General features: G+C 49.3%; 15 protein-coding genes. 4 read left to right on the top strand and 11 right to left on the bottom strand.

The window, feature by feature from the left end:
- Positions 1-57: 57 nt before the first annotated feature.
- The 4 genes from zapE to ACRJJO_RS19445 all read right to left on the bottom strand — a co-directional run bounded on the left by zapE (position 58) and on the right by ACRJJO_RS19445 (position 4,233).
- Positions 58-1,188 (bottom strand): cell division protein ZapE, encoded by a 1,131-nt coding sequence (gene zapE, locus ACRJJO_RS19430; RefSeq protein ID WP_431067256.1) that lies wholly within the window; start codon positions 1,186-1,188, stop codon positions 58-60.
- Positions 1,189-1,411: 223 nt separating this feature from the next.
- Positions 1,412-1,786, bottom strand: a complete 375-nt coding sequence (locus ACRJJO_RS19435; protein WP_404360062.1) for a YajD family HNH nuclease — start codon at positions 1,784-1,786, stop codon at positions 1,412-1,414.
- Positions 1,787-1,816: 30 nt separating this feature from the next.
- Positions 1,817-2,692: a ribose-phosphate diphosphokinase gene (locus ACRJJO_RS19440; RefSeq protein WP_431067257.1), complete on the bottom strand. Its 876-nt coding sequence runs from the start codon at positions 2,690-2,692 to the stop codon at positions 1,817-1,819.
- 5 nt (positions 2,693-2,697) lie between these two features.
- Complete coding sequence (locus ACRJJO_RS19445; protein ID WP_404360060.1) at positions 2,698-4,233, bottom strand: thymidine phosphorylase family protein; 1,536 nt, start codon at positions 4,231-4,233, stop codon at positions 2,698-2,700.
- Positions 4,234-4,678: 445 nt separating this feature from the next.
- Between ACRJJO_RS19445 and ACRJJO_RS19450 the strand changes: the two genes are divergently transcribed.
- The 4 genes from ACRJJO_RS19450 to ACRJJO_RS19465 all read left to right on the top strand — a co-directional run bounded on the left by ACRJJO_RS19450 (position 4,679) and on the right by ACRJJO_RS19465 (position 12,641).
- Positions 4,679-6,262, top strand: coding sequence for an AAA family ATPase (locus ACRJJO_RS19450; RefSeq protein ID WP_431067258.1), 1,584 nt, complete (start codon positions 4,679-4,681; stop codon positions 6,260-6,262).
- A gap of 1,741 nt (positions 6,263-8,003) precedes the next feature.
- Positions 8,004-9,956 (top strand): TonB-dependent receptor plug domain-containing protein, encoded by a 1,953-nt coding sequence (locus tag ACRJJO_RS19455; RefSeq protein ID WP_431067259.1) that lies wholly within the window; start codon positions 8,004-8,006, stop codon positions 9,954-9,956.
- Positions 9,953-10,579, top strand: coding sequence for a YfiR family protein (locus ACRJJO_RS19460; RefSeq protein ID WP_431067260.1), 627 nt, complete (start codon positions 9,953-9,955; stop codon positions 10,577-10,579). Before ACRJJO_RS19455 ends, ACRJJO_RS19460 begins: the two co-directional genes overlap by 4 nt.
- 43 nt (positions 10,580-10,622) lie before the next feature.
- The gene (locus ACRJJO_RS19465; RefSeq protein WP_431067261.1) at positions 10,623-12,641 is read left to right on the top strand and encodes a putative bifunctional diguanylate cyclase/phosphodiesterase; all 2,019 of its coding nucleotides are present in this window, start codon (positions 10,623-10,625) and stop codon (positions 12,639-12,641) included.
- A 31-nt stretch (positions 12,642-12,672) separates the two neighbouring features.
- Here the strand turns inward: ACRJJO_RS19465 and ACRJJO_RS19470 are convergent, their stop codons facing one another.
- The 7 genes from ACRJJO_RS19470 to ACRJJO_RS19500 all read right to left on the bottom strand — a co-directional run bounded on the left by ACRJJO_RS19470 (position 12,673) and on the right by ACRJJO_RS19500 (position 21,817).
- The gene (locus ACRJJO_RS19470; protein ID WP_431067262.1) at positions 12,673-13,449 is read right to left on the bottom strand and encodes a PP2C family protein-serine/threonine phosphatase; all 777 of its coding nucleotides are present in this window, start codon (positions 13,447-13,449) and stop codon (positions 12,673-12,675) included.
- Positions 13,450-13,457: 8 nt separating this feature from the next.
- Entirely contained in the window at positions 13,458-14,177 is a 720-nt protein-coding gene (locus ACRJJO_RS19475; protein WP_431067263.1) for a M48 family metallopeptidase, read from the bottom strand.
- A 197-nt stretch (positions 14,178-14,374) separates the two neighbouring features.
- A complete protein-coding gene (locus ACRJJO_RS19480) occupies positions 14,375-14,992 on the bottom strand; it encodes a hypothetical protein (protein WP_431067264.1) in 618 nt (205 codons plus the stop codon).
- 27 nt (positions 14,993-15,019) lie between these two features.
- The gene (locus ACRJJO_RS19485; protein WP_431067265.1) at positions 15,020-16,180 is read right to left on the bottom strand and encodes a vWA domain-containing protein; all 1,161 of its coding nucleotides are present in this window, start codon (positions 16,178-16,180) and stop codon (positions 15,020-15,022) included.
- Positions 16,181-16,303: 123 nt separating this feature from the next.
- Positions 16,304-17,908 (bottom strand): serine/threonine protein kinase, encoded by a 1,605-nt coding sequence (locus ACRJJO_RS19490; RefSeq protein ID WP_431067266.1) that lies wholly within the window; start codon positions 17,906-17,908, stop codon positions 16,304-16,306.
- A gap of 21 nt (positions 17,909-17,929) precedes the next feature.
- Positions 17,930-20,251: an ATP-binding cassette domain-containing protein gene (locus tag ACRJJO_RS19495; RefSeq protein ID WP_431067267.1), complete on the bottom strand. Its 2,322-nt coding sequence runs from the start codon at positions 20,249-20,251 to the stop codon at positions 17,930-17,932.
- Positions 20,252-20,647: 396 nt separating this feature from the next.
- The gene (locus tag ACRJJO_RS19500) at positions 20,648-21,817 is read right to left on the bottom strand and encodes a primosomal protein N' (replication factor Y) - superfamily II helicase (protein ID WP_431067268.1); all 1,170 of its coding nucleotides are present in this window, start codon (positions 21,815-21,817) and stop codon (positions 20,648-20,650) included.
- Positions 21,818-21,915 lie beyond the last annotated feature (98 nt).

Genomic DNA, 21,915 nt, shown 5'->3' on the forward strand with positions numbered 1-21,915 from the left:
TTTCCTCTTTCCTCTTTCCTCTTTCCTCTTTCCTCTTTCCTGCTTACTGCTTACTCCTCACCGCTTTAAATAATAATCTGACTGCATTTCGATCAATCGCGAAACAGTACGCTTCAGGAAAAATGCGCGTATGTTCTCGTCATAGAGCTCTCTAGCCGGAGCCTCGGCACTGCAAATAAGAATGACTTTATGAAAATACAAAGCATCGACCAATGTCGAAAAACGCTTGGCCTCGTCGTGATTATCAAAACCGAATCTCGGAATGCCGGATACAATCACGACCCTGAAAGCTTGCACGATTTTCAAATAATCGGCCGGCCCTAAAGGCTGCCGGCACATTTCATCAAAGGTGGTCAACGCCACATCGCCATGAGCGGCTCTCAGTACGACATTTCTACCCAACACCTTAAGACTGTAAGGCTTTAGCGGTGCCGAATGGGTCATTTCGCGGTAACACTGCTCTAAAGCCGAAGCCGCGTGTTCGTCAAGCGGGTAAAAATAGGTTATTTCAGCGCCGTGAATACGAGTCAAGCGATAATCGTGTTTGGCAACGAGCTCAACAACATCTGCCGAAGCCTTCAACAGCTCAATGAACTTTAAAAACAGCTCCGGAACTAATCCGCCTTGGTATAAATCATCGGGATGCCGGTTTGAAGTGGTCACAACGACGGTACCGAGATCGAATAAACGGCTGAACAAACGATCCAAAATAACGGCATTGGCGACATCAATCACATGAAACTCGTCGAAACAAAGCAGTTTTGTCGAGGCATTAATTTCAGCGGCCAGCGAATGAATGACGTCCTGTTTTTTTTCCTGACGCCAACGATGAGAAAACTCATGAACTTCCAGTATGAACGTATGGAAATGAACCCGGCGTTTTTCCTGAATCGGACAATGGTCGTAAAATAAATCCATCAACATCGACTTGCCTCGTCCGACTCCGCCGTAGATATACAAATTCTTGCAAGGTTTTCCGCGCGTCGAAGGCAGCCTCAAAAATCCTGACCGATTTTCGGATGTCAATTTATCCAGCATTTCCTGAAGATAATGCAATGCCTCGACCTGGGCTGGATCATACTCGATAAGACCTTGTTCAACCCGCCATCGATATTCAACGAGCAACGACTCACCGGCATCCTGCTTAGCTTGAGCCGGAGTCATTTTGCTTAGGAATTTTTTAAACATGGGATGGCTTTTAAAAACCGACTGGGTTTTCTCGACAAAATAAACCGATTATCCTAAATTCTGCAGTTTAACCATGAAGCACTTTAAGCTCATGAATGATTTCAAGGGATTACCCTAACCTGTGCAAGCCGTAACCGTACAAAATAGCATTGCCAAAAAATCCTTAAACATGACCGCGCAAAGCATGCAACCGGGCTCCGGTCAACTTGCAAAGCAGCCTGCGTTACTGCTTTCCTTTCAATAAACTCTCGAGATTCGCGAAAGGATTGAAAGTCGCAGTTTTACCGTTGTCTTTGGCTGAACCGGTATTATAATGCGCATGCTCATAGCGGGCATGTTCGTTGTCATGGCAATACAGACACAATAACTCCCAATTACTGCCGTCCGCCGGATTATTATCATGATTGTGATCGCGATGATGCACAGTCAATTCCCTGACATTGCTGTGATCGAATTCCCTCGCGCAACGGCCGCAAATCCACGGATACATTTTCAGCGCTTTTTCGCGGTAACCCTTTTCCCGTTCGGCCTGACCGCGGCGTGCATCGAGAACGATTTGATCGAGTTTGGTTTTATCCAAAGTTTTTTTAGTCGGCATGAAATCACCTTATTGTTAATGCAACTGGGACTATAAAATCGACCGGACCGCTTCACTCAACAACGCATCGAGCTTGATGCAAGATGTCGGGTGTTCGATACTGTCCGTACTCCAAATTTCTTTGACGCCTGCCGCGCGAATATGCGCCTCGGCATCGCCGCAAAACAACGGATGCGTAATCGCGGCATAAACGGTACGCGCACCGGCATTTTGCAATAAACCGATCGTTCGAGCCAGTGTCCTTCCTGTGCTGGCCATATCATCGATGATAACGACAAGTTTATCCTTAAACTCCTTATCGGGTAAGGTAACTTCGACTTCTCGGTCGCCGCGTCTGATTTTATCGGCTACCGCATAGTCAAAACCGATTTGTGCGGCAATACCGGATACCCATTGTTCGGATTCGCTGTCCGGACCGAGCAGAATCGCATCGTCGAACTGATTGCTCAAGTAATCGCCAATTGCGCCGGCAGCGGACAAACAAACCGCATTTGCAAGCGGAATCGCTTGATTTAAATGAGAAATACGGTGGAGATGCGGATCGACCGTTAGAACATCATCGAATAAATCAGCCAACAACCGGCCGACAATGCGTTGACTGACTGCTTCGCCGGGTCGGTTAGCAATATCCTGTCGCATGTAACAAAGGTATGGCGTTACTAAGGTAACTCGCTTAGCTCCCAATTCTCTAGCCGTCCGGGCAAACAGCATTAATTCGACCAGCTTGTCGTTCGGCCGATCGAGACTTCGGCAAACGATAACATGATCGGGCAAGACAGCCGGAAGCCGAACCAAACTTTCGCCGTCGGGAAAGCGATGCAACCCAATGAGCTCGAACGGCGAATCAAGTCTGCAAGCCAACCTCTCGGCTTGTACGCAATAATCGGGGAAGGCCAGTATCAGCATATTATCTAGAAAGCCACCAACGGTTTCAAAACATGCCCCTCGACGCCGATACGATAACCATTATCATCGGTCGCTAGCGTTTTCGCGAATTTGAAATCCGCCGAAAAACCTGCATAGACACGATAAATCGGCTCGTCTTTCTGTACCTTTTCGCCGATTTTTTTCAACAGATCGACGCCGGCTTTCTTATCCATCGGCGCGCCGGCAATTCGGGCAATCTTGGCCATTTGAAAATTATCGATATGGGTCACGATACCCGCCTTATCCGCGCAAACCTCATGACATAAAATACCGGGGGTAAAGTCTATGGTTTTTGCGCCTTGAGCCTGTATCAAATCGTTCATTTTGGCGATTGCTCGGCCCGAATCGAGAATATCCCGCGCAATCGCATAGCCCTGCCCGCCTCTAACATCGGGATCGAATTCAATAATTCTTCCGGCTAATTGCAGCGATTTTTGGCGCAAATCGAATGGCGCATCGGGATTATTTTCCAACACCTGCATGATATCGCGGGCCTCGAGTACCGGACCGATGCCGCGTCCGACCGGTTGGCGACCATCGGTAATCATGACTTCCAAGTGAATATTGAGCTGGTCGCCGACAAACTCGAATAACTTGCGTAAAGCAAGCGCCTGACGCATGTGCCGAACTTTTGCGGTCGGCCCGACCGGGATATCGACGATCAAATGCGTGGAACCCGCCGCCAATTTTTTCGATAGAATCGAGGCTACCATTTGCCCTTGTGAGTCGATCCCAAGCGGGCGCTCGACCGAAATTAACAGATCGTCGACCGGCGCCAGCTTCGCGGTACCGCCCCATGCTAGACAGCCGCGTTCCTGGCGCACAATATCGTGTAAACGTTCAGGAGATAAATTGACTTCGGCTAAAACCTCCATCGTATCGGCGGTACCGGCCGGCGACGTAATCGCCCGACTCGACGTTTTCGGGATCAACATGCCGTGTGCGGCGACGATAGGCACGACCAACATCGAAGTTCGATTACCCGGTATGCCGCCGATACAGTGCTTGTCGGCCACCAGCGATTCGTGCCAATTCATGCGCTCGCCCGAATCCAGCATTGCTCGCGTCAAATATAGGAGCTCGTCTCGGTCGAGATTGTTTTGACCGGTCGCGACCAAAAAAGCAGCCATTTCCATTTTAGAATAGCGTGTCTCTGCAATATCCTTGGCAATACTAGTAAAATCATCCTGACTCAAGCGCTCGCCGTTAATCTTACGTCGAACAGCATCCATCGACACGGGCGGCTCGGCATGTTCAACCGTAACTAATGCGCCTTCGTCAACATTGAGTTTTTGAAAAGCTTGCTCAGAAAGACCCAGCTCGCCGGAATGCACGATGGAGCTATCGTCCACGACATTGAGTACTGCCAACAGTTTATTGCCGTTCGCGCAAACCTTGATTTTCGACAATGCCTGAAACCCCTCGGCTCGGTAAAACGCGCATTCCCGGTTTAAATAGGCAACGTTTTCATGATACGTATCGATACCGATACGACGAATTTGTAACGTGTCGTTACTCATGTGCGTCTTAATTAAAATAAATTTGGCTGATAATGCTTGTTGCAACAAACAATGTCAACCGAAGCCAATCATTCCAGCAAGTCCCATTTTGGGGATCAAAAGTTGAATGACTTCATGTGCTTCATGATTAAGGAACGAGCATGAAATAACTTCGACAACTTCTGGGAGGGGGTTCGGTGGCTCGATTGACAGGTGTCGGCGGCAGGGAAAGCCGCCGTCAAGCCTACATGGAAGTATTTACCCAGCACCTAAATTCCATAGCCCATTGGCTATGATTAATTGTCTTAGATAATTCATCCAGCACCTAAATAAGCCATGATTTTGAATCATTGCCAAGGACCTATGGAATTTAGGTGCTGGGCCTTTGACAGGTCCCCGGTGCCGAATTTTGATCTACGATTCGAATAAACGGTATCATACAGAAAAAACTGCTTCGGGTTTAACCATGAATTCGAAAACCATTGACACACGTTTAATCCACTCCCTTCTCGACGGTCAAGCCTATCCTCACGAAACCGCAACGATTAAATTATTGGAAACGCATATCTCTTGGATACTGCTGACCGGCGAATTCGCTTATAAAATTAAAAAACCGGTCGATTTCGGATTTCTGGATTTTTCAACCCTCGAAAAACGTCGATTTTGTTGCCTTGAAGAATTACGGCTTAACCGCCGTTTTGCGTCATCGCTTTATTTGGACGTCGTTTCGATAACTGGGAACGCCAAAAAACCCGAGATGGGAGGGACAGGAATGGCAATCGAATATGCTGTAAAAATGCGGCAATTCGATCAGCAAGGACTCATGAGTGTGCGCGCCGAAAACGACCTGCTTACAACCGACGATATTGACGGCATCGCCTCAATCGTCAGCCGATTTCATACCGACACCGAAACGGCAAGTCTTGAATCGCCTTATGGCGAACCGGACGATATCAAACATTGGAGTGAAGAAAATTTTCAACACATAGAACCGTTGCTGGACGACATAGCGGAAATTCGCCGACTGAAAAGCCTGCATACCTGGACTCGAAACGAATGGCAACAGAAGGCCGAACTCATGCGTCAACGTAAACGCCAAGGCTTTATCCGGGAATGTCACGGCGATTTGCACTTAGGCAATATCGCGCTGTTCGACGGTCAGGTGACACCCTTCGATTGTATTGAATTCAATCCAATGCTGCGCTGGATCGATGTCTCCAGCGAAATAGCCTTTATCTTCATGGACTTGATTCACCGCCAATTCAAACTATTAGCATGGCGACTGCTCAATCGTTATCTACAACAAACCGGCGATTATCAAGGCTTGGGGTTACTGCGCTATTATTTGGTTTACCGAGCCTTGGTTCGCGCCAAGGTAGCATTGTTGAGAATGCAACAAGATTCCGACCCAAGCAACCGCAATAGCATACTCGCCGAATACCACGCCTATGCCGATTTGGCCGAACGCCATATTCAAGCATCAAGTCCAATGTTATTAATCACGCATGGTTTCTCGGGGTCCGGCAAATCCTTTTTTGCCGAAAAATTGTCGGAAAAGCTTGGCACAATCCACCTGCGATCGGATATCGAGCGTAAACGCCTGTATGGTTTCGCTCCGCAAGAATCAACGAATTCCGAAACGGGAAGCGGCATTTATAACGCCGAAGCCGGTCGCATTACCTATCGGCACTTGATCGATACGGCTCATGCCATCCTGAACGAAGGGTTCAGCGTCATTGTCGACGCCACCTTTCTTAAACACGCTCAACGCGCGGACTTTATTGTATTAGCCGAAAAAATCGATGCTCCGCTACTCATCCTGGATTTTAAAGCAAGCCTACAAACCTTAATCGAGCGGATCGAGATCAGGCAACAGCAACGCAACGACCCCTCCGAAGCCACCCCATCTATTTTGCAACTACAAATCGGCTCGGACGAGCCATTAACGGAACCGGAACAAAACATGACTATACAGATCGACACCGAAAACGAATCGGCTTTTGAGGATTTATTCGCGGCGATAAAGATTTTAAAACTTGGTCAAAAATAACTTTTCTACTTTTTAATGTTCGTAGAGTAGGCAGGTTCGGTTTCCCGATTGCAGCAATTCCCAATTTGAGGGTAAAAAAGGTGTCGGCGGCAAGGAAGGGTATCCGCTATCATTCCGCATATTGCCAAGCCCTGGATTTATAATCGATCTACGATTTGAAATGCGCATTTCGATCTCCAGTCCTGGTTAATACTGTTACCCAAGCTCCAACCTGTTCAGGAAGCTGGAGCTTCCCGGGCGTGTTTCCCAAGCTGGTGCTCTCGCCGTTATACACAAGTATAAATATATCTATTGTGCAAAAGTAGCTACCGAGTGCTAAATTGCTGCGTTATTCGGTAAGGCAATTGGTGTTTGAGCGTTAACAGCTCCGATAATCGCGGCGAAGGCGTCGCTCCCAAAAAGAGCCCCGGACGCTAAGTGGGAGATTGTGATTTCGAGGCCGAAAGTGTTAAGTAACGAGCATGAAATAACTTCGACAAATGCTGAAAGGGGATTCGGTGGCTCGATTGACAGGCATCGGCGGCAGGGCAGATTTTTGCTCCTGCAAAATCTGCATTCACGCCATCCATGGCAATCAGATTCCGCCGTCGAGCCTACATGGATGTATTCACCCAGCACCTAAATTCCATAGCCTTTTGGCTATGGTTAACTATCTTGGATAATTCATCCAGCACCTAAATAAGCCATGATTTTGAATCATTGCCAAAGACCTATGGAATTTAGGTGCTGGATTTAGGTGCTGGGTTCACGGCGTCCTGTCAAGCGAGTCGCCGAACCACCACAATGCCTAAAACTTGTAGAAGTAAATTTGTGCATATTCCTAAGTAACAATAAATGGTATCGAGGTCTCATTGACTAATGATTGAAAAAATTCATAGTTCCAGGAAGTTATTTTTCACGAAATCCTTAAAACTCTTAGCTTTACCGGTATGTCAAAAAAAATTATTTTGACTATTTCCTAACTGTCTTATTTAGCAGGTAAGAGAACTGCTTCAACTGCTAACGCGAACATAGCAAAAAAGTAGGGCTTGTCTGCAGGAAGCTCCTACCCAGTCCCCATGGTTAGATTCATCCAGCACCTAATTTCCACATATTTTAGCGCTGGATCGATTTTAAGAGATAGACGCCTCGACAAACACACACATCATGCCTTCAATCTAGTCGTAAGATTTTTTACACCATTATGACGTAGAATGGCCTTATGTATCATTGGATTGCATTTTCTATTTTAAATTTCGCAGTAAATACTATACTTAACAATCTAAAATCATTGACGCTTCGAACCAATCGACCATGCTGTCATCAAAAAATACCAAACATGACACAATCTTTCTATTTTCAATGCAAACGATGATTCGTTTAAACTCATATCGCATTCACAATCGAATCATCGACTGCTCGGCACCTCTCACTTGCCGGTTCGAAGAACGGTCCGCATTATGATCTTCAAACGGAACAGAAAACACCTCGGCCCGAATAAAACAACCTCTGGAATGATGCCACGCCCCCCTTTTTCGGCCCACCCGACTTTCCGCGATGCCTGTAAAATGACTTTTTATTCAGCGATCGACCGAATTGACCTTACCGCGATAGCTTCTCTTGACTCTAAAGCACTAAAAAGCCGTTAAGAATAAAGATGAATTTCCGCTTGCCCCCACCGCTTTCTGAGAACAGGGAATATCCGCCGCTCGTTTTTCGCTTTGGAAGGTTTTTCAACGCTCGCGCGCGACTATTTACGCTGATGTTGCTCACGAATGCCGGCGCCTTAGCCGACTCGGACAACGACCTCGACGAAGCCGATTTGACCGGCATGTCGCTCAAGGAATTGATGGATATTGAAGTGTTCAATGCCGCGTCGCTGTTACCTACAGAATATTCAAAGGCACCGGGCACCGTTTATAGCTTCAACCGCGATTCCTTCGTCCGACTCGGCATCCGGCGACTCGACGATCTCCTTGCCTTCGTCCCCGGAATGCAACTCAATCAACATCGCAAAAGGCACCGAGCAATCTGGGCGCGCGGCTTGCTGGACCGCTTTAACGACAAACTGGTACTAATGGTCGACGGCATCCGCAGGCAGCATGTCTATTACGGCAATTTCTCACTCGGCGACAACTTTCCATTGGAAAAAATCGAAAAAGTCGAAATCATTCTAGGACCTGCGTCGACGCTCTATGGAGCCAATGCTTACGGCGGCATCATTTCGGTCACGACGCGCAAATTCGCCGAGAGTTCACGCATCGAAGCGACTGCCGAAGGCGGCAGTAATGCGCGCGGCAAAGGCACGCTGCTTTACAACAGCAAACAGTTACAGGTCTTCGGCAGTTATTTGGAGCAGGATGCTCCGTTCAGAAGCGACCGCAATAGCTTCATTGGCAGCGAAACATTGCAACCCCTCGACGAGGATTATGCGAACCTGTTTTTGAAGGCGGCTCCATTCGAAGGCTTGACGCTGACCGCCGATTATTATCGTAATAACACTCCGTTCCTGTTTATTCCTGATACGCAGAATGCCTTTATCGAAGAAGATTCACTAACACTGGCCGCGCTCTATGAAGCCGGCAACCTCGATGGCGGCAAAATACAGGCGAATTTTTTCTACAACTGGGATAGAGCCCGGGAGTTCGAAAAAGAACAGCAGACGCAACAACTCGGCTACGAAGAACATCAAAATGCTGCAATGGCCGGCGCTACAGTGACCGGTTTCAAACGCCTTTTCGACGATCATGTATTCGCACTCGGGTTCAATTGGTTGCGAACCGAAGCAACGAATATGGACTTCGAGCGCCGTTTCCGTTTCGATCGCGGATTTTTCGATACACCGGAAACCGGAAGCTTATTGACTAATCCGAATGTCACTAATGACGACTTTGCGGTGTACGTACAGGACGTATGGAGCATCGCATCACAACTCGATTTGACGCTCGGCGGACGCTACGACCGCTTCGACGAATTCGGCGATTTCTTTAATTACCGCGCGGCGCTCGTATATACGCCGACCGACCGACAAACCTTGAAACTGCTCTATGGTACGGCGATCCGTACACCGACTTTTCGCGAATATCTGAAGGTATTGGAAGGCACCGATTTCGTCGCGCCGGTCCCCGATCCTGAACGCATCCGATCGCTGGAACTCGGTTATCTCTATCAATGGGAGCAGGCCAACATCAACGTCACGCTGTTCTATAACGAGGTTGATGATTACATTCATGAAACACCTACTCCGAACGGTGCGGACGAATATTTTCGCAATAGCTCCGACACATGGCAGCAACACGGTGTCGAAGCGGTTTTCCACATGCAACCGATCGATGCTCTGAATCTGCGTTTAAGTGGTTCCTATCTGCATGCCGAGGACAGGGGAACAGGCAATGTGCCCTATCTAGCCTCATGGAACGGCAATTTCAACCTAAATTACAATTACTATGAGCGGCAAAATCTTGGTTTTTCGCTGTTCTATACCAGCAACCGTCCGGACACCAATGCCTTCAGAAGAGACGACTCGAGAGAATTCTTGATCGCAAATGTTTTCGGCTCCGGCCGTATTACACAAAACCTTTCGTATGCCTTCGGAATCGATAATGTGTTCGACACCCGGGTCTTCGATCCGGCAGCCGATTTCGGCACACAGTACAACACCGAGCGAAGCGAACGCGAAATCTGGGGGCAACTTAAATGGAGTTTTGATCCTTGACTGAACAGCCGATCAGAAAGGACATCAAGACCCGAGGCGGCGGTTTTAAAACAAGCTTGCGCCTTTGTCGGCCTCGTATAGAGCTGCTCACCGCGCTCGCGTGGTTCTTGTTCACTGTTAATGCCGCTGCGGACCCCCAATCCGATCGTGTCGACCGCATCAAGGCTGCATTCGTCCTGAATATTGCTCGTTTCGTCTCATGGCCGCCCGAGGCATTCGAAAGCAAGGACGAACAGCTATTGCTTTGTCTCTATCGCAGCAATCCGATCCATCAAGCAGTCGATTTGATTCAAGGAGAAATGGTTAGCGGACGCCATGTTTCGATAACCCGAGTCGACAGCCTAAACGAGAACGACTCTTGTCACATTCTGCTGATCGCCCATAATGAACTCCGGAGCTACCTCAAAGAAGCCCGTTTCGGCCCGACCATTCCACTCTTGACGATCGCCGACCTGACCGAATCCGACTCATTATTGCACGCGGGAAGCGACATCATGATCAGCCTAGTGCGAGACGACACGCGCATCGGATTTGAAATTAATCTCAACCGATCGCGCCAAGCCGGGCTGAAAATGAGTTCGCAATTATTGAAATTGGCGACAATCGTCGACGAAGCCCCCTGAAGCCATGAAGCTCTTCGGTAAAAATTCAATCAGAAAAAAACTAATGCTGATGTTGCTACTGACCAGTAGTTGCGCATTGTTGTTATCGGCCGTCGGTTTTGCTGTAAACGATTGGCTGTCGATGCGTAGCGCGATATTTGAGCGTTTGCAGGCTCAAGCCGGCGTCATCGGCCATAACTCGATTGCGGCGTTGACGTTCGGCGACGCGGAATCGGCAGACAAAACGCTCGAGAGTCTCAAGAATGAAGCAGACATTGTTTCTGCAGTGTTGTTTTCGAGCGATGGCGTCATGTTCGCTCACTTCGATCGCGACGAGCACAGCATTCCTCCCGCCTTTCCCGCCGAAGAAACCGGTCGCATAGACGGGAATTTTTTCGTCGTTTCGCCGATACTGCTCGACAGTCATCAGATCGGCAACATTCTGCTGATTTCGGATCTAAGTCATTGGGAACAGCGCCAGACATTCCATCTGATCATTGCCTTAGGCGTATTATTGCTGTCGCTGTCGACCGCCCTCCTGCTATCTAGCCGCCTACAACGACTGGTTTCGGAGCCGATATTAAAACTCGCCGAGACCGCTCGCCGCGTCTCGGAGGGCCAGGATTACGGATTGCGCGCGGAAAAAATCTCATCGGACGAAATCGGCACGCTAGTCGACGACTTTAACGATATGCTGAGGCAAATCCAGTTGCGTGACCGCGAACTGCAGAAGGCGCGCGATGAATTGGAGGAACGAATCGAAGCACGCACGCTCGAACTAACCGAATTGACTCGTCAATTGGAACATCAAGCTTATCACGACATGCTGACCGGTTTGGCTAACCGTATCACTTTCGACGACCATTTGAAGCTCGCTATCGACCAGGCCAGGCGCCACGGACAGAGGCTCGCCGTGATGTTTCTCGATCTCGACCGGTTCAAAACGATCAACGACACGCTGGGACATGCGGTCGGCGATAAGTTACTCATGCAAGTTTCGCAACGCCTTCTGGCCTGCATTCGAGACTGCGATACACTGGCCCGTCTCGGCGGCGACGAGTTCGCGGTTTTACTCACGCAAATTCGCCAAGGCACCGATGCCGCCGAAGTGGCGAGCAAACTGATCGCTGCGATCGCCGAACCGATACCGATCGAGGGATACAGTTTACACATCACGACCAGCATCGGCATCAGCCTGTTTCCGGAAGACGGCAACCACGCCGAAACTATCGTCAAAAATGCCGACACCGCGATGTATCGTTCGAAAGACCGGGGCCGCAATCAATTTACGTTCTTCTCGTCCGACATGAATGATCGCGCGGTGCGCCGTCTGGCTCTCGAAAACAAGTTGCGTAAAGCGATTGCAGAGGGCGCATTCAACATCCATTATCAACCCAGAAGAGACACGCTCAGTCTTGCGATCGTCAGCGTCGAAGCGCTCGCGCGCTGGACCGATTCTGAAGAAGGACCAATCGCTCCTTCGGAATTCATTCCGCTGGCCGAAGAATGCGGCCTAATCGCTTTGATCGACGAATGGATGCTCGAAAACGCCTGCCGCGAAATGCTGGCGTGCTGCACCGGCGGCGAAGCCGATTTACGGCTCGCGGTCAACCTGTCTCCGGCCCAGTTCATTCGCGAAGACCTTGTCGAAGTGATCTCCGGAATCTTGCAACGAACTGGCTTTCCCGGAGACAAATTGGAGCTGGAAATTACCGAAAGCCTATTTGGCCCCGGCAGCATAGACGCCTGTACAATTTTGGAGCAGCTTTGTACACTGGGCATCGAGCTAAGCATCGACGATTTCGGCACCGCTTATTCATCACTGAGCCGTTTGAAGCAACTTCCGCTACATACATTGAAGATCGACCGTTCATTCGTGCATGATCTAGGACATGACGCCGATGACGAAACGCTCGTGCGAACCATTATCTCAATGGCGCACAATCTGAATTTAAAGGTCGTAGCCGAAGGCGTCGAAACCGAAACTCAATACGACTATGTCAAACAATACGGCTGCGACACCGTGCAAGGCTATTTGTTCGGCAAGCCGGTTCCTTTCCATCAGCTGAAGGAATTATTGTAAATTTAACGCGACGACGACAGCCTTTAGGGTTTTACGGACAGTTCGTCTGGGATTCGGCCAACAAAATCAATGTAATATTATCGTCGGCCGCATTCGCCAACGCTTCTGCCAAAAGCTGCTCGGCCTTATTATCCAAGCTCCCATCCCCTGCGAGTATGGTCGCGATTGTTGAATCGGGTACTTGACCGGTCAGGCCGTCGCTGCAAAGTAATACAATATCCTTCTTCTCGCGTTTTTCCTCGACCACATCCACTTGCACGACTTCTTGGTCGGAGCTGCCGATCGCTTGTGTGATGACGTTTTTATAGGGGTGGGTCTTGGCGCTTTCTTCATCGATTAAGCCTTGATCCATCAGCATTTGTACATAGCTATGATCCTTGGTCAATTGCCTTAACCCATTATTCCGCCAGAGATAGGCGCGGCTATCACCGACCCAGGCAATTTGATAACGCCCCTCTTCTATTTGTACCGCGACCAAGGTCATTCCCATCCCTTGGGCTTCGGCATCTTTGAAAGCTTGCTCCTTGATTTCGAGATGCGCGCGTTGAATAGCTTCGATCAATTTTGCTCCGGAAGCCAGCTCGCGATGCAAGGTCATTAACCCGACCGCACTGGCAACTTCTCCACAATTATGTCCGCCCATGCCGTCTGCAACGGCCCAAATACCCATTTCAGGCAGCACTAAAAAGCTATCTTCGTTATTGCTTCTAACTTTACCCGGATGAGTAAAACAACTAAATTGAATACTCAGCCTATCGGACTTTTCGGCTTGATTATGAATAAATCGTTTAAATAGGTCGAATTTCATGCCCGCTCCTATTCGGATAATAATCGCTTTATCCGAAAAAACTCTACGGAACTTGAGAAATTATCATTGACTCCCGGCTCCAATCGCTTCGATAGCTTATTTAGCCGAGTTCGATGCTGCTGTGCGTCGCCTTTTACCGGCAAGCGATCAATGACATTCAGCAAAACGTCAGGCGGAAAACCGGCGGCCTGCAAAATATCCAATGCGATCGCATCCGCTTCGATTTCCCTATCGATATCGATAACCTGCACCAGCGTGCCTATTTGCCTATGCTTTTTGCTAGATACGCCTGAACGGAGACAAAAATGACCGGCTAATTGATGCCCCATTTCATGAGCCAATATCGCCGCGAGTTCGGCTTCGTTATTGACGAAATGAAAACTGCCTTCGGTGATATAAGTGCGTCCGTCGCCAATCGAAAACGCGTTGACCGAGCTATCCCTGACTGTGAAAAAACGCCATCCCGAAGCCGGCCAATCGATTGGCGTGAACCACTTTAACCAAGGCCCGTTTCGGGGAACAAGACGCTCCCCGAGAGTTTGCAGATATCGGTTGACGACGTCCTGGCTCGGCCGTAACGGCCATTCCTGTTCTATACGATAGGCGGCATTCGCGGAATGCTGCTGTTCGCCGGAGCAATTTGCCCAAGCCGACCTTAAAATCAAACAGCCGCCGATCAGCAAATAAAAAAACACCCCTGCAATCGTCCTTGGCGCACTGCTTTTCATTATCCGCAAGCGGAACATTACTCCCTTTATACTCAAAAAATGGCTAACTTTATGAAGGTATGGGGTGTGGCTAGCGAGGATGTCGGCAGCAGGGATTGCTGCCGTCAAGCCCCCATGGATGGGTTTACGGCGGTCCTCGATAGACATATCCCATACCTTTTTTCTTATACGGTTTTTCGATCAAAAGGGAGTAGCGCTTATTGAACGATAAATACGGCCTGATTGATATCGCTGCTGGTGCCGGCTTGCACTTTGGTTTCGACGACATAAGTACCGGCCGATGCATTCTTAGGTATCGGAATCGTCGCATTGACGGCATAACCGCCGGCGGAACGCTGCACATTTTGAGACGGGGCCTCGAAAATCACCTTCCCGTCCTTTTTTAAGGTCCAGGTTTCCTCGACCGAGGCTATGCTTTGATTTTGCGGTACCGATAATGAATAATCGCTGGCAACCATGACTTGTTGCCCTGGCGTCACAGTATCCGGCGAAGCCGTGCCTTTATTCAAACGGACCAGCACGGTATTGGCGGCAGGCGTAAACCCGTATAGCGATTGGTCCTCGGCAGGACTGCGCACCTGCTCAGAACTGTATTGCGCTAATTTGACGGCGCCCCAACCGAGTGCGGCGCCGCCGGCCGCCGCCGCTAAACCGTAGCCGACATTACCGGTCAACAGACCGGTCGTCAAACCGGCTGCCACCGCGCCCAATCCCGCACCAATGGCTTGTTGATTTTCGGGAGTAGTCGCACATCCCGTGATCAGACTGGCACATACAACCGCACTTAGGGCGGTTTTTGGGAATGCATGATTCATGATGAAATCCTCATTAGATTAGCGCTGCTACTGTACAGACGGCCTTTTATAAAAAGGATCGTTATCCGGCAGAAGCGGAATTTTTTGATTCAATAGGTTGAGGTAGTTATCAATCGCTTGGATAGGCGGCGGCTCTATCGCTTCGAATTGACCATTATCGTAATAATATTTACCGCTACCTGTCGGATATTCGATACCGACCTTAAACGAGTGCTGCTCGCCGTCAACCGGAATATAAGATCGGAAGGTCACAACATAGTCGCTTTGGAGAATGTTTTGAATTTCTTCGACGATGCGTTGCATCCTGTCATAGGTTTCGCCTAATGAATAATAGATGCCGAACGAGTTTTTCGATATGGATTCGAGATTTCTAAAATAGTCCACTGAACTCTTGCCGTAAGCAAGCGAATACACGGGAATGGGAATCCGCATCGAAGTAATTCGGCCATTCAACTCTTCTCGAGAAAGCGCACTGCCTTCGTCTCGTCCGTCGGAAAAAACGACCACCGAACACGATGCGATGACATTGTCGGCCGAAGGGTCCACTGACGATCCTTGCGCCGACATGCCGCACATCTGAATCGCCGCCCCGATACTATCGTAAATACGGCTTTTCATACCATCGATTCGAATATCCGCCAACCTTCTGGCAAGGGCGCCAGCATCCCTTTCGAATTGAGATACCAGATCATAGCCTTCTTTGGTATCTCGTATCGCCAGGATCGCCACTTCATCCTGGGGCCGTTTACTGTCGATAAAGCGGGCAGCGGCTCTGAGCGCGGTTTCCGATGCGGTTCCCGCCATCGACTTGCTGGCATCGATTACTAATACGGAACGGGTTGCCTCACTTCGATTGCGGATGCTTTGAATACCGTATTGGCGTTTCATCGGATCGTAGCTTTTGCCTTTGATCATCAGTCCGATATTCATTTCATTGAGATTCACCAAAGGCTGCATGTTTTGATCGAAAGTCCGAATATACAATTGCACAAACGGATACAAGGCATAATTTACCCGATAGACTTTAACGCCGTAACCGCCGGGCGCAGCAAATCCGTAGCCGCCGGCATGTGCAGGCCCCGTAAGAAACAAGGCTTGCATTAAAACCAAAACAGGTACTATAAAGCTCCCTGCCCCGTTAAACCGTTTTTTGCCGGTCTGTTGCGTTTGTCTTGAATTTTTCATCATGACGTAGACTCCTCATTATAAAGTAGTGTTTTACCCATCGGACTCAATGTCCGATTCCCCCATAAACAACGACTAACCTTTTTATACCCTTTGCTAGTGAAATTTCGGTTCCGGAATGCCCGCCTAACGTATTTTTTGTGTTTGTCCCGGAATAATAACCCAGCCGGAATTATCTTCCTTAGGCTCGGTTTTGGCTATCGGTTTAGGCTTAGGTTTCGGCTTCGGTTTAGGCCGTGCAACCGGTTTCGGAGGCGCGCTTGGTTGCTGAACAACGCGATTCGAATCAAGTGTTTGCGAAGCTTTATTAACCGAAGACTTGCTATCGGATTCCGGCTGAACGGTCCTGCGTTTATTCAATATTTCCAGCGCCGATAACCCGGAATCGGCAGATTGCTTCTTTGACGAAGGCGCGACAGGCTCCGAAACAGCGGCGGGAGCGGAAAACGGCGAATCCATTGCGGCAGGAACCGTCCCTTCGGCAATTCCGGTCTCACGCGGTAAAGACTCGGGTTCGGGACCGACACTTGCAATCGGCGCCTCATCCGATCCGTCTTTGAAAAACAGCCAATAGGCGCCGCCGGCAAAAGCAGAAAACAGCACTACGACAACGACAAGCACAAGCGCCAGCTTTTTTATGGAGCTATTGTCGGCTTCGGCATAGTGAGTCGTTGAACTTGGGATCGGCTGCGAACGATTCCCTTGGGTCTTAATAACCGGCCCGAATTGCAGATCCGAAATTTGCACCGTTTTACCAGACAGCAAAGCCTCCTCGTCAACTGGGCTGCCGGCTGAAAATACGCCGATGAATTCCGCTACGGTCTGCGGGCGCTCGTTGACATTGAGATTCAATCCTTTAAGAATCATATTGTTGATTACGTCCGGCAATTCGGGCGCAATTTGTTTGGGAGGCGTCAAAGCTTTACCGGACACCCTTTCATGCGCCGCGACTGGCGTTTGACCGGTCGCGGCAAAATAAACCGTGGCCGCCAATGAATAAATATCGGACCGAACGTCGGTACCGGTGCCCATGACCTGCTCTGGCGGACTGAAACCGAACGAGGCCGCTCTCCCCAACGTACGGGTCATTTCGTTGGGTGAAGATTCCTTGGCGATGCCGAAATCAATTAGCATGATTCTGTTTTCATCGTCCAGCAACACGTTTTCCGGCTTCAAATCCCGATGGATAATCGGCGGATTTCGCGAATGCAGATATTCGAGCACCTGCCCGACCTGAACGACCCAGTCCTTAAGGTCCGCAAAGACAATTCTACCGAGCCGCTTGCATTCGGTGGCCAAGGTTCGGCTGCCGCCGAATTTCAACACTAAATAGACCATGCCTTTTTCATTGAAACGGTCGACAATGATCGGGATCGAGGGGTGATCGAGGTTGCTCAACAACGAGACTTCATATTCATCGAACAGCATCTCGGGAATTTCCTTGAGCGCCCAACGTTTTCCTTTCACGCGTTGGTCTTCGACCAGATAAGTCGCGCCAAAACCGCCTTTTCCCAATACTGTTTGGATGATATAGCGATCGCCAATCAAATCGCCGACGCCTTTCAACCAACCGAAAATACCGCGTATCGAGCCGTTAGGCGAGGTATCGATATGCGCTATTTCGTATTGACATTGCGTACACCGGTATTTATTTTGCGCGATCGCATCGGCCGTATCCGGGTGATCGCATTTGGGACAGGTACGAGGCTGTTCTTGTACTGTTTCATTCATATGTGTTCAAATCGGCTTCGATTATTTTTTAGCATCCTTGAGTTTCAGACCTATTGCCGTCGCGATCAGAAAAAACAAACCCAACCCGGCAATCGCCGCCAAATCGCTCCCTGTGCTTCCAGCGATGGATACGACCGTGGTTCCGGTTAAATCCTTGACAGCCCTAATCTCCTCGCCGAGCGTCAATTTCATCGCGTCGAAAGACCAATAAGAAATCATCGTCGTTTTGGCTATCCAGAGCCCGGCGCCTTCGAGATTGACCACTGCACCGGATAAAATGACCTGCGGAATCAATAAAATCGGCACCGTCGCAACCGCTTTATCGTTGGAATTGACAAAGGCGCTCACGCAAAGACCCATCGTCGTCGCCGCCATGCCGGATGCAAACAAAATCAAAAAACGTTGCACCAGATCGCCCGGCACCGATATCGATAACGCGATCACGCCTAATAACAAGAAGCATTGCACAAAACAAAGCAACGATAACGGAATCAATTTACTAACGATATAAGGCCCCAAGCCTAAATTTACCGAGCGTTCGCGAATATAAATAGGCAACTCCTTAACTAATTCCCGTGCGGAATTAAGACAACCGAACCAAATCGCGGACAACACCATGATAAACAGAATCTGGCTTTGCTTGGCCGCTCGCAGAGCTATCTGATCGTCCATCTCGAATACCAAACTGACGATCAACGCGATCAACGGCGCCTGTAAGATTAAAATTAGTAGATTTTTACGATCCGACAAAATCAATTCGCAATAACGCGACATTAACGTTTTGGTTTGGCGCCAACTCTGCAACCATTTGTTATTCGTCGGTCGCGTGTTTGATTTTAGAACATCTTTATTGTCGTGTTGCTCCGATAGTTTCAAACGCTTTTCGACATAAGTATCGTGAAAATTCGAGGCTTGGTATTTATCGGCCCAATACGAAGCCGATCGACTTTCGAGCAGTTCATAGACATCGGATAACCGATCGATCCCGAAATAACCGATCACGGCTTGAGGCGGTCCATAAAAAACCAAACGCCCCTGGTGCAGTAATAAGACAAGGTGACAGGTATCGATATTTTCCAGCGTATGAGTCACGCAAACGACCGTTTTTTTGTCCTCGGCCAAACTCCGAAACAATTGCATCATTTTTTTATCGGTACCGGCATCCAGTCCGCTAGTCACTTCGTCCAGAAACAACACATTCGGATTGGCGACCAATTCCACCGCCAAACTAACGCGTTTCAGTTGACCGCCGCTCAAAGGTGTCGGCGTATCGACAGCCAATCCCGCCTTCTCGGCCAACCCGACCTTTTCAAGCACCTTCAGGACATTTTCATCCATTTCAAAATCCGAGGTATCGGGCGGCAAACGCAGTTTAGCGGTAAATTTCAACGCATGCTGCATAACGATTTTGCGATGCACGATGTCCTGCTGAGGCACATAGCCGATCGCCGCACGAAACAAATCGAACGCGCCGTACAAATCGATTTCGTTATATAAAATTTCACCGCTAGTGGCAGGCCGTCGCCCGTTCAGCGCATCCAACAACGTCGATTTACCCGAGCCGCTGGTGCCGAAAATGCCGACAAATTCGCCCGGATGAATGGCAAAACTCAGACTATCCAACAAACGTTTAACCTGACCCGACGAATCCTTGACCTCTTTGGTCAACCGATACACCTCTATCTTAACTTGACCGTCTTGGTTCGATGGAAAAATAGCATGCCCGTCAAACCGATAGTCGAACGCGGCGAAACTCAACCAGTCGTTGACCATCACCGGTTGTTTTCCGGTGATGCGCACCGCATTGACAAAGGTTCCGTTGGTGCTACCGCAATCCTCGATAACCCACCCCGTAGACTCCCTGGTTAATTTGGCATGTTCGCGGGACACCAACGGCGAAGGTATCGTAATATCGCATTGAGGTAATCGGCCTATCGTCAACACCGACTTTCCGGTTAGTGCAATGCCGGCCGATGCATCGTCGCCGGACAAAACCTCATCAGCGGCTTGACTGGATTGAAACTTGATTTGAAAAGGCGTGGAACCGAATAAAAGCCAATCTCCGTTATTCAGCATCAATGGTTTGTCTGCAAGCGTGCCATTAACGGTAATTGGCGCATCGTCGATCGCAGCAATGAATAATGCGCTATCTTCACTAACAAAAATCTTGGCGTGCCGGGGTAAAACCCCGTCTCCAGTTACCTGAACATCGTTATCGGTATCGCTACCGAGTCGACACGCCTTGCTGAATTCACAAGCTATCGCTTGCCTTGTCTTTGCCGCAAGTAGTTCGAGTTGAAACGGAGTTTCGCTGACTGTGCGACCGATGTATGCATTATTCATTGTTATTTTTGAACTCGGCGCTCTTTCACCCAATAGATTTAAATTAAATGAAACTTAAAACATAGAATGATTGTAATCGCAACCCTCATTTAACGCAAAATTGTTTGCCTGATTCCGAAAAGCCCGTGTCGTGCGGGTGTCTATAGCATTAACACCGGGGAGTAAGAAGCCGTAGGGTGCGCATCGCGCACCTTTCCACGGCGCCGAACCCATTATTTCCCGACTCAGGTGCGCGATGCGCACCCTACGCCTGTCGCTCTATAGCTATGATCACAAACAATTTCCAAGATATTTTGGGATTAAAAAGCGGGAACACAGACATTAGCTAAAATGGCTTTTTTTTCGACAGCCTACCCATTCGCCGTCTTCATGATTCCAAGCCCCCTCTAAATCACCTCACCATTGCTGATGATAAGGCGCGACATCATAATCGCTTTGCTGAATATTCTGCAGCATGCCGCTGGCATCGAGATAATAATAAATACCGGCAGCCGTCAGCAGCGCGGCTAGCACCGCAAAGCCTATTTTCCACCCACTATAAGGCCGTTCGCCTTGCACTTTGCCGGTCCGACCGTTGATTACAAAACGATAAGATTTATCCCGATGGCGAAACGCCGCCGACCAGACCGGAAGCAAACAATGCTTGTAAGTCGTTTTGTCGTGCCTTGTTCTTGCCTGATGGATACGCTGATGATCGCCGCCGATGTTGCGCGCGATATCCCGGTAAATCACACTATCCATGATTTGCTTAGCCGCATCGAAGCCTTCATCGATTTCGATTTGGTAATATTCACTACGAAAACCGCTCAAATATTTTTCGTCGTAAGGCATCAGGTTGTAGAGATCCCAAGGCTGCAAAGCATCCAGAATCTTACGCGGCAGCGATTTGCTCGCGCCCACCAACACATCGTCAAAAAAACGCCGTACGCGACCCGAAACCGGCGTCCAGCGTATCTTCGGCACTCGTCGCATAACGGTGACGGTACGGTTATTTCGTACCACTTGAACCGGTACCGTGACGTAATAGACATCGCCTCGCTCACCGACATAATCGGTCTCGGTGTCGCTATCGAAAGTCCAATAAGGCAAATAAACCCCTGTCAACTTGGTATCGCTACGGGCGTATTTTTTGACCGTATTCGGCGCAAACCATAGCTTCGCGATCCAGCGTTGAAAATGCTGTTTAGCTTCTGCTTCGCCGATTGCAAACGGCAGCAGCGATTTCGGCTGAATCGGCTTGGCTTGCGCGGTCGTCGTCACGATCGGCGTACCGCAAAACGGGCATTCGCCGGCATGAATATGACTATCGAACTGAAACCCGGCGCCGCATTCATCGCAATGAATCTGCGCCTTAACCGTCTCAGCCTGAGGTTGAGCCAATTGCCGCAAAGCTTGCTGCAGGTCATATTCCTGAATCGGTGCGGCGCTTGGCTCGATATGATTTTCGAATCCGCAATACTCGCAGACCTGATGCTCGGTACCGGGCGCATATTTCAAAATCGCGCCGCATTGCCCACACGGAAACCGCTCGACACCGGGTTTTAAAGACGCCTTAAATTTAGGCACGGTAACTTTTCATAGCAATCCAATGTTACAAGATCCCAACGTTAGCGGTAAGCGGTAAGCGGTAAGCGGTAAGCGGTAAGCGGTAAGCGGTAAGCGGT

The sequence above is a fragment of the Methylotuvimicrobium sp. genome (assembly GCF_050611805.1).
GTDB lineage: Bacteria > Pseudomonadota > Gammaproteobacteria > Methylococcales > Methylomonadaceae > Methylotuvimicrobium.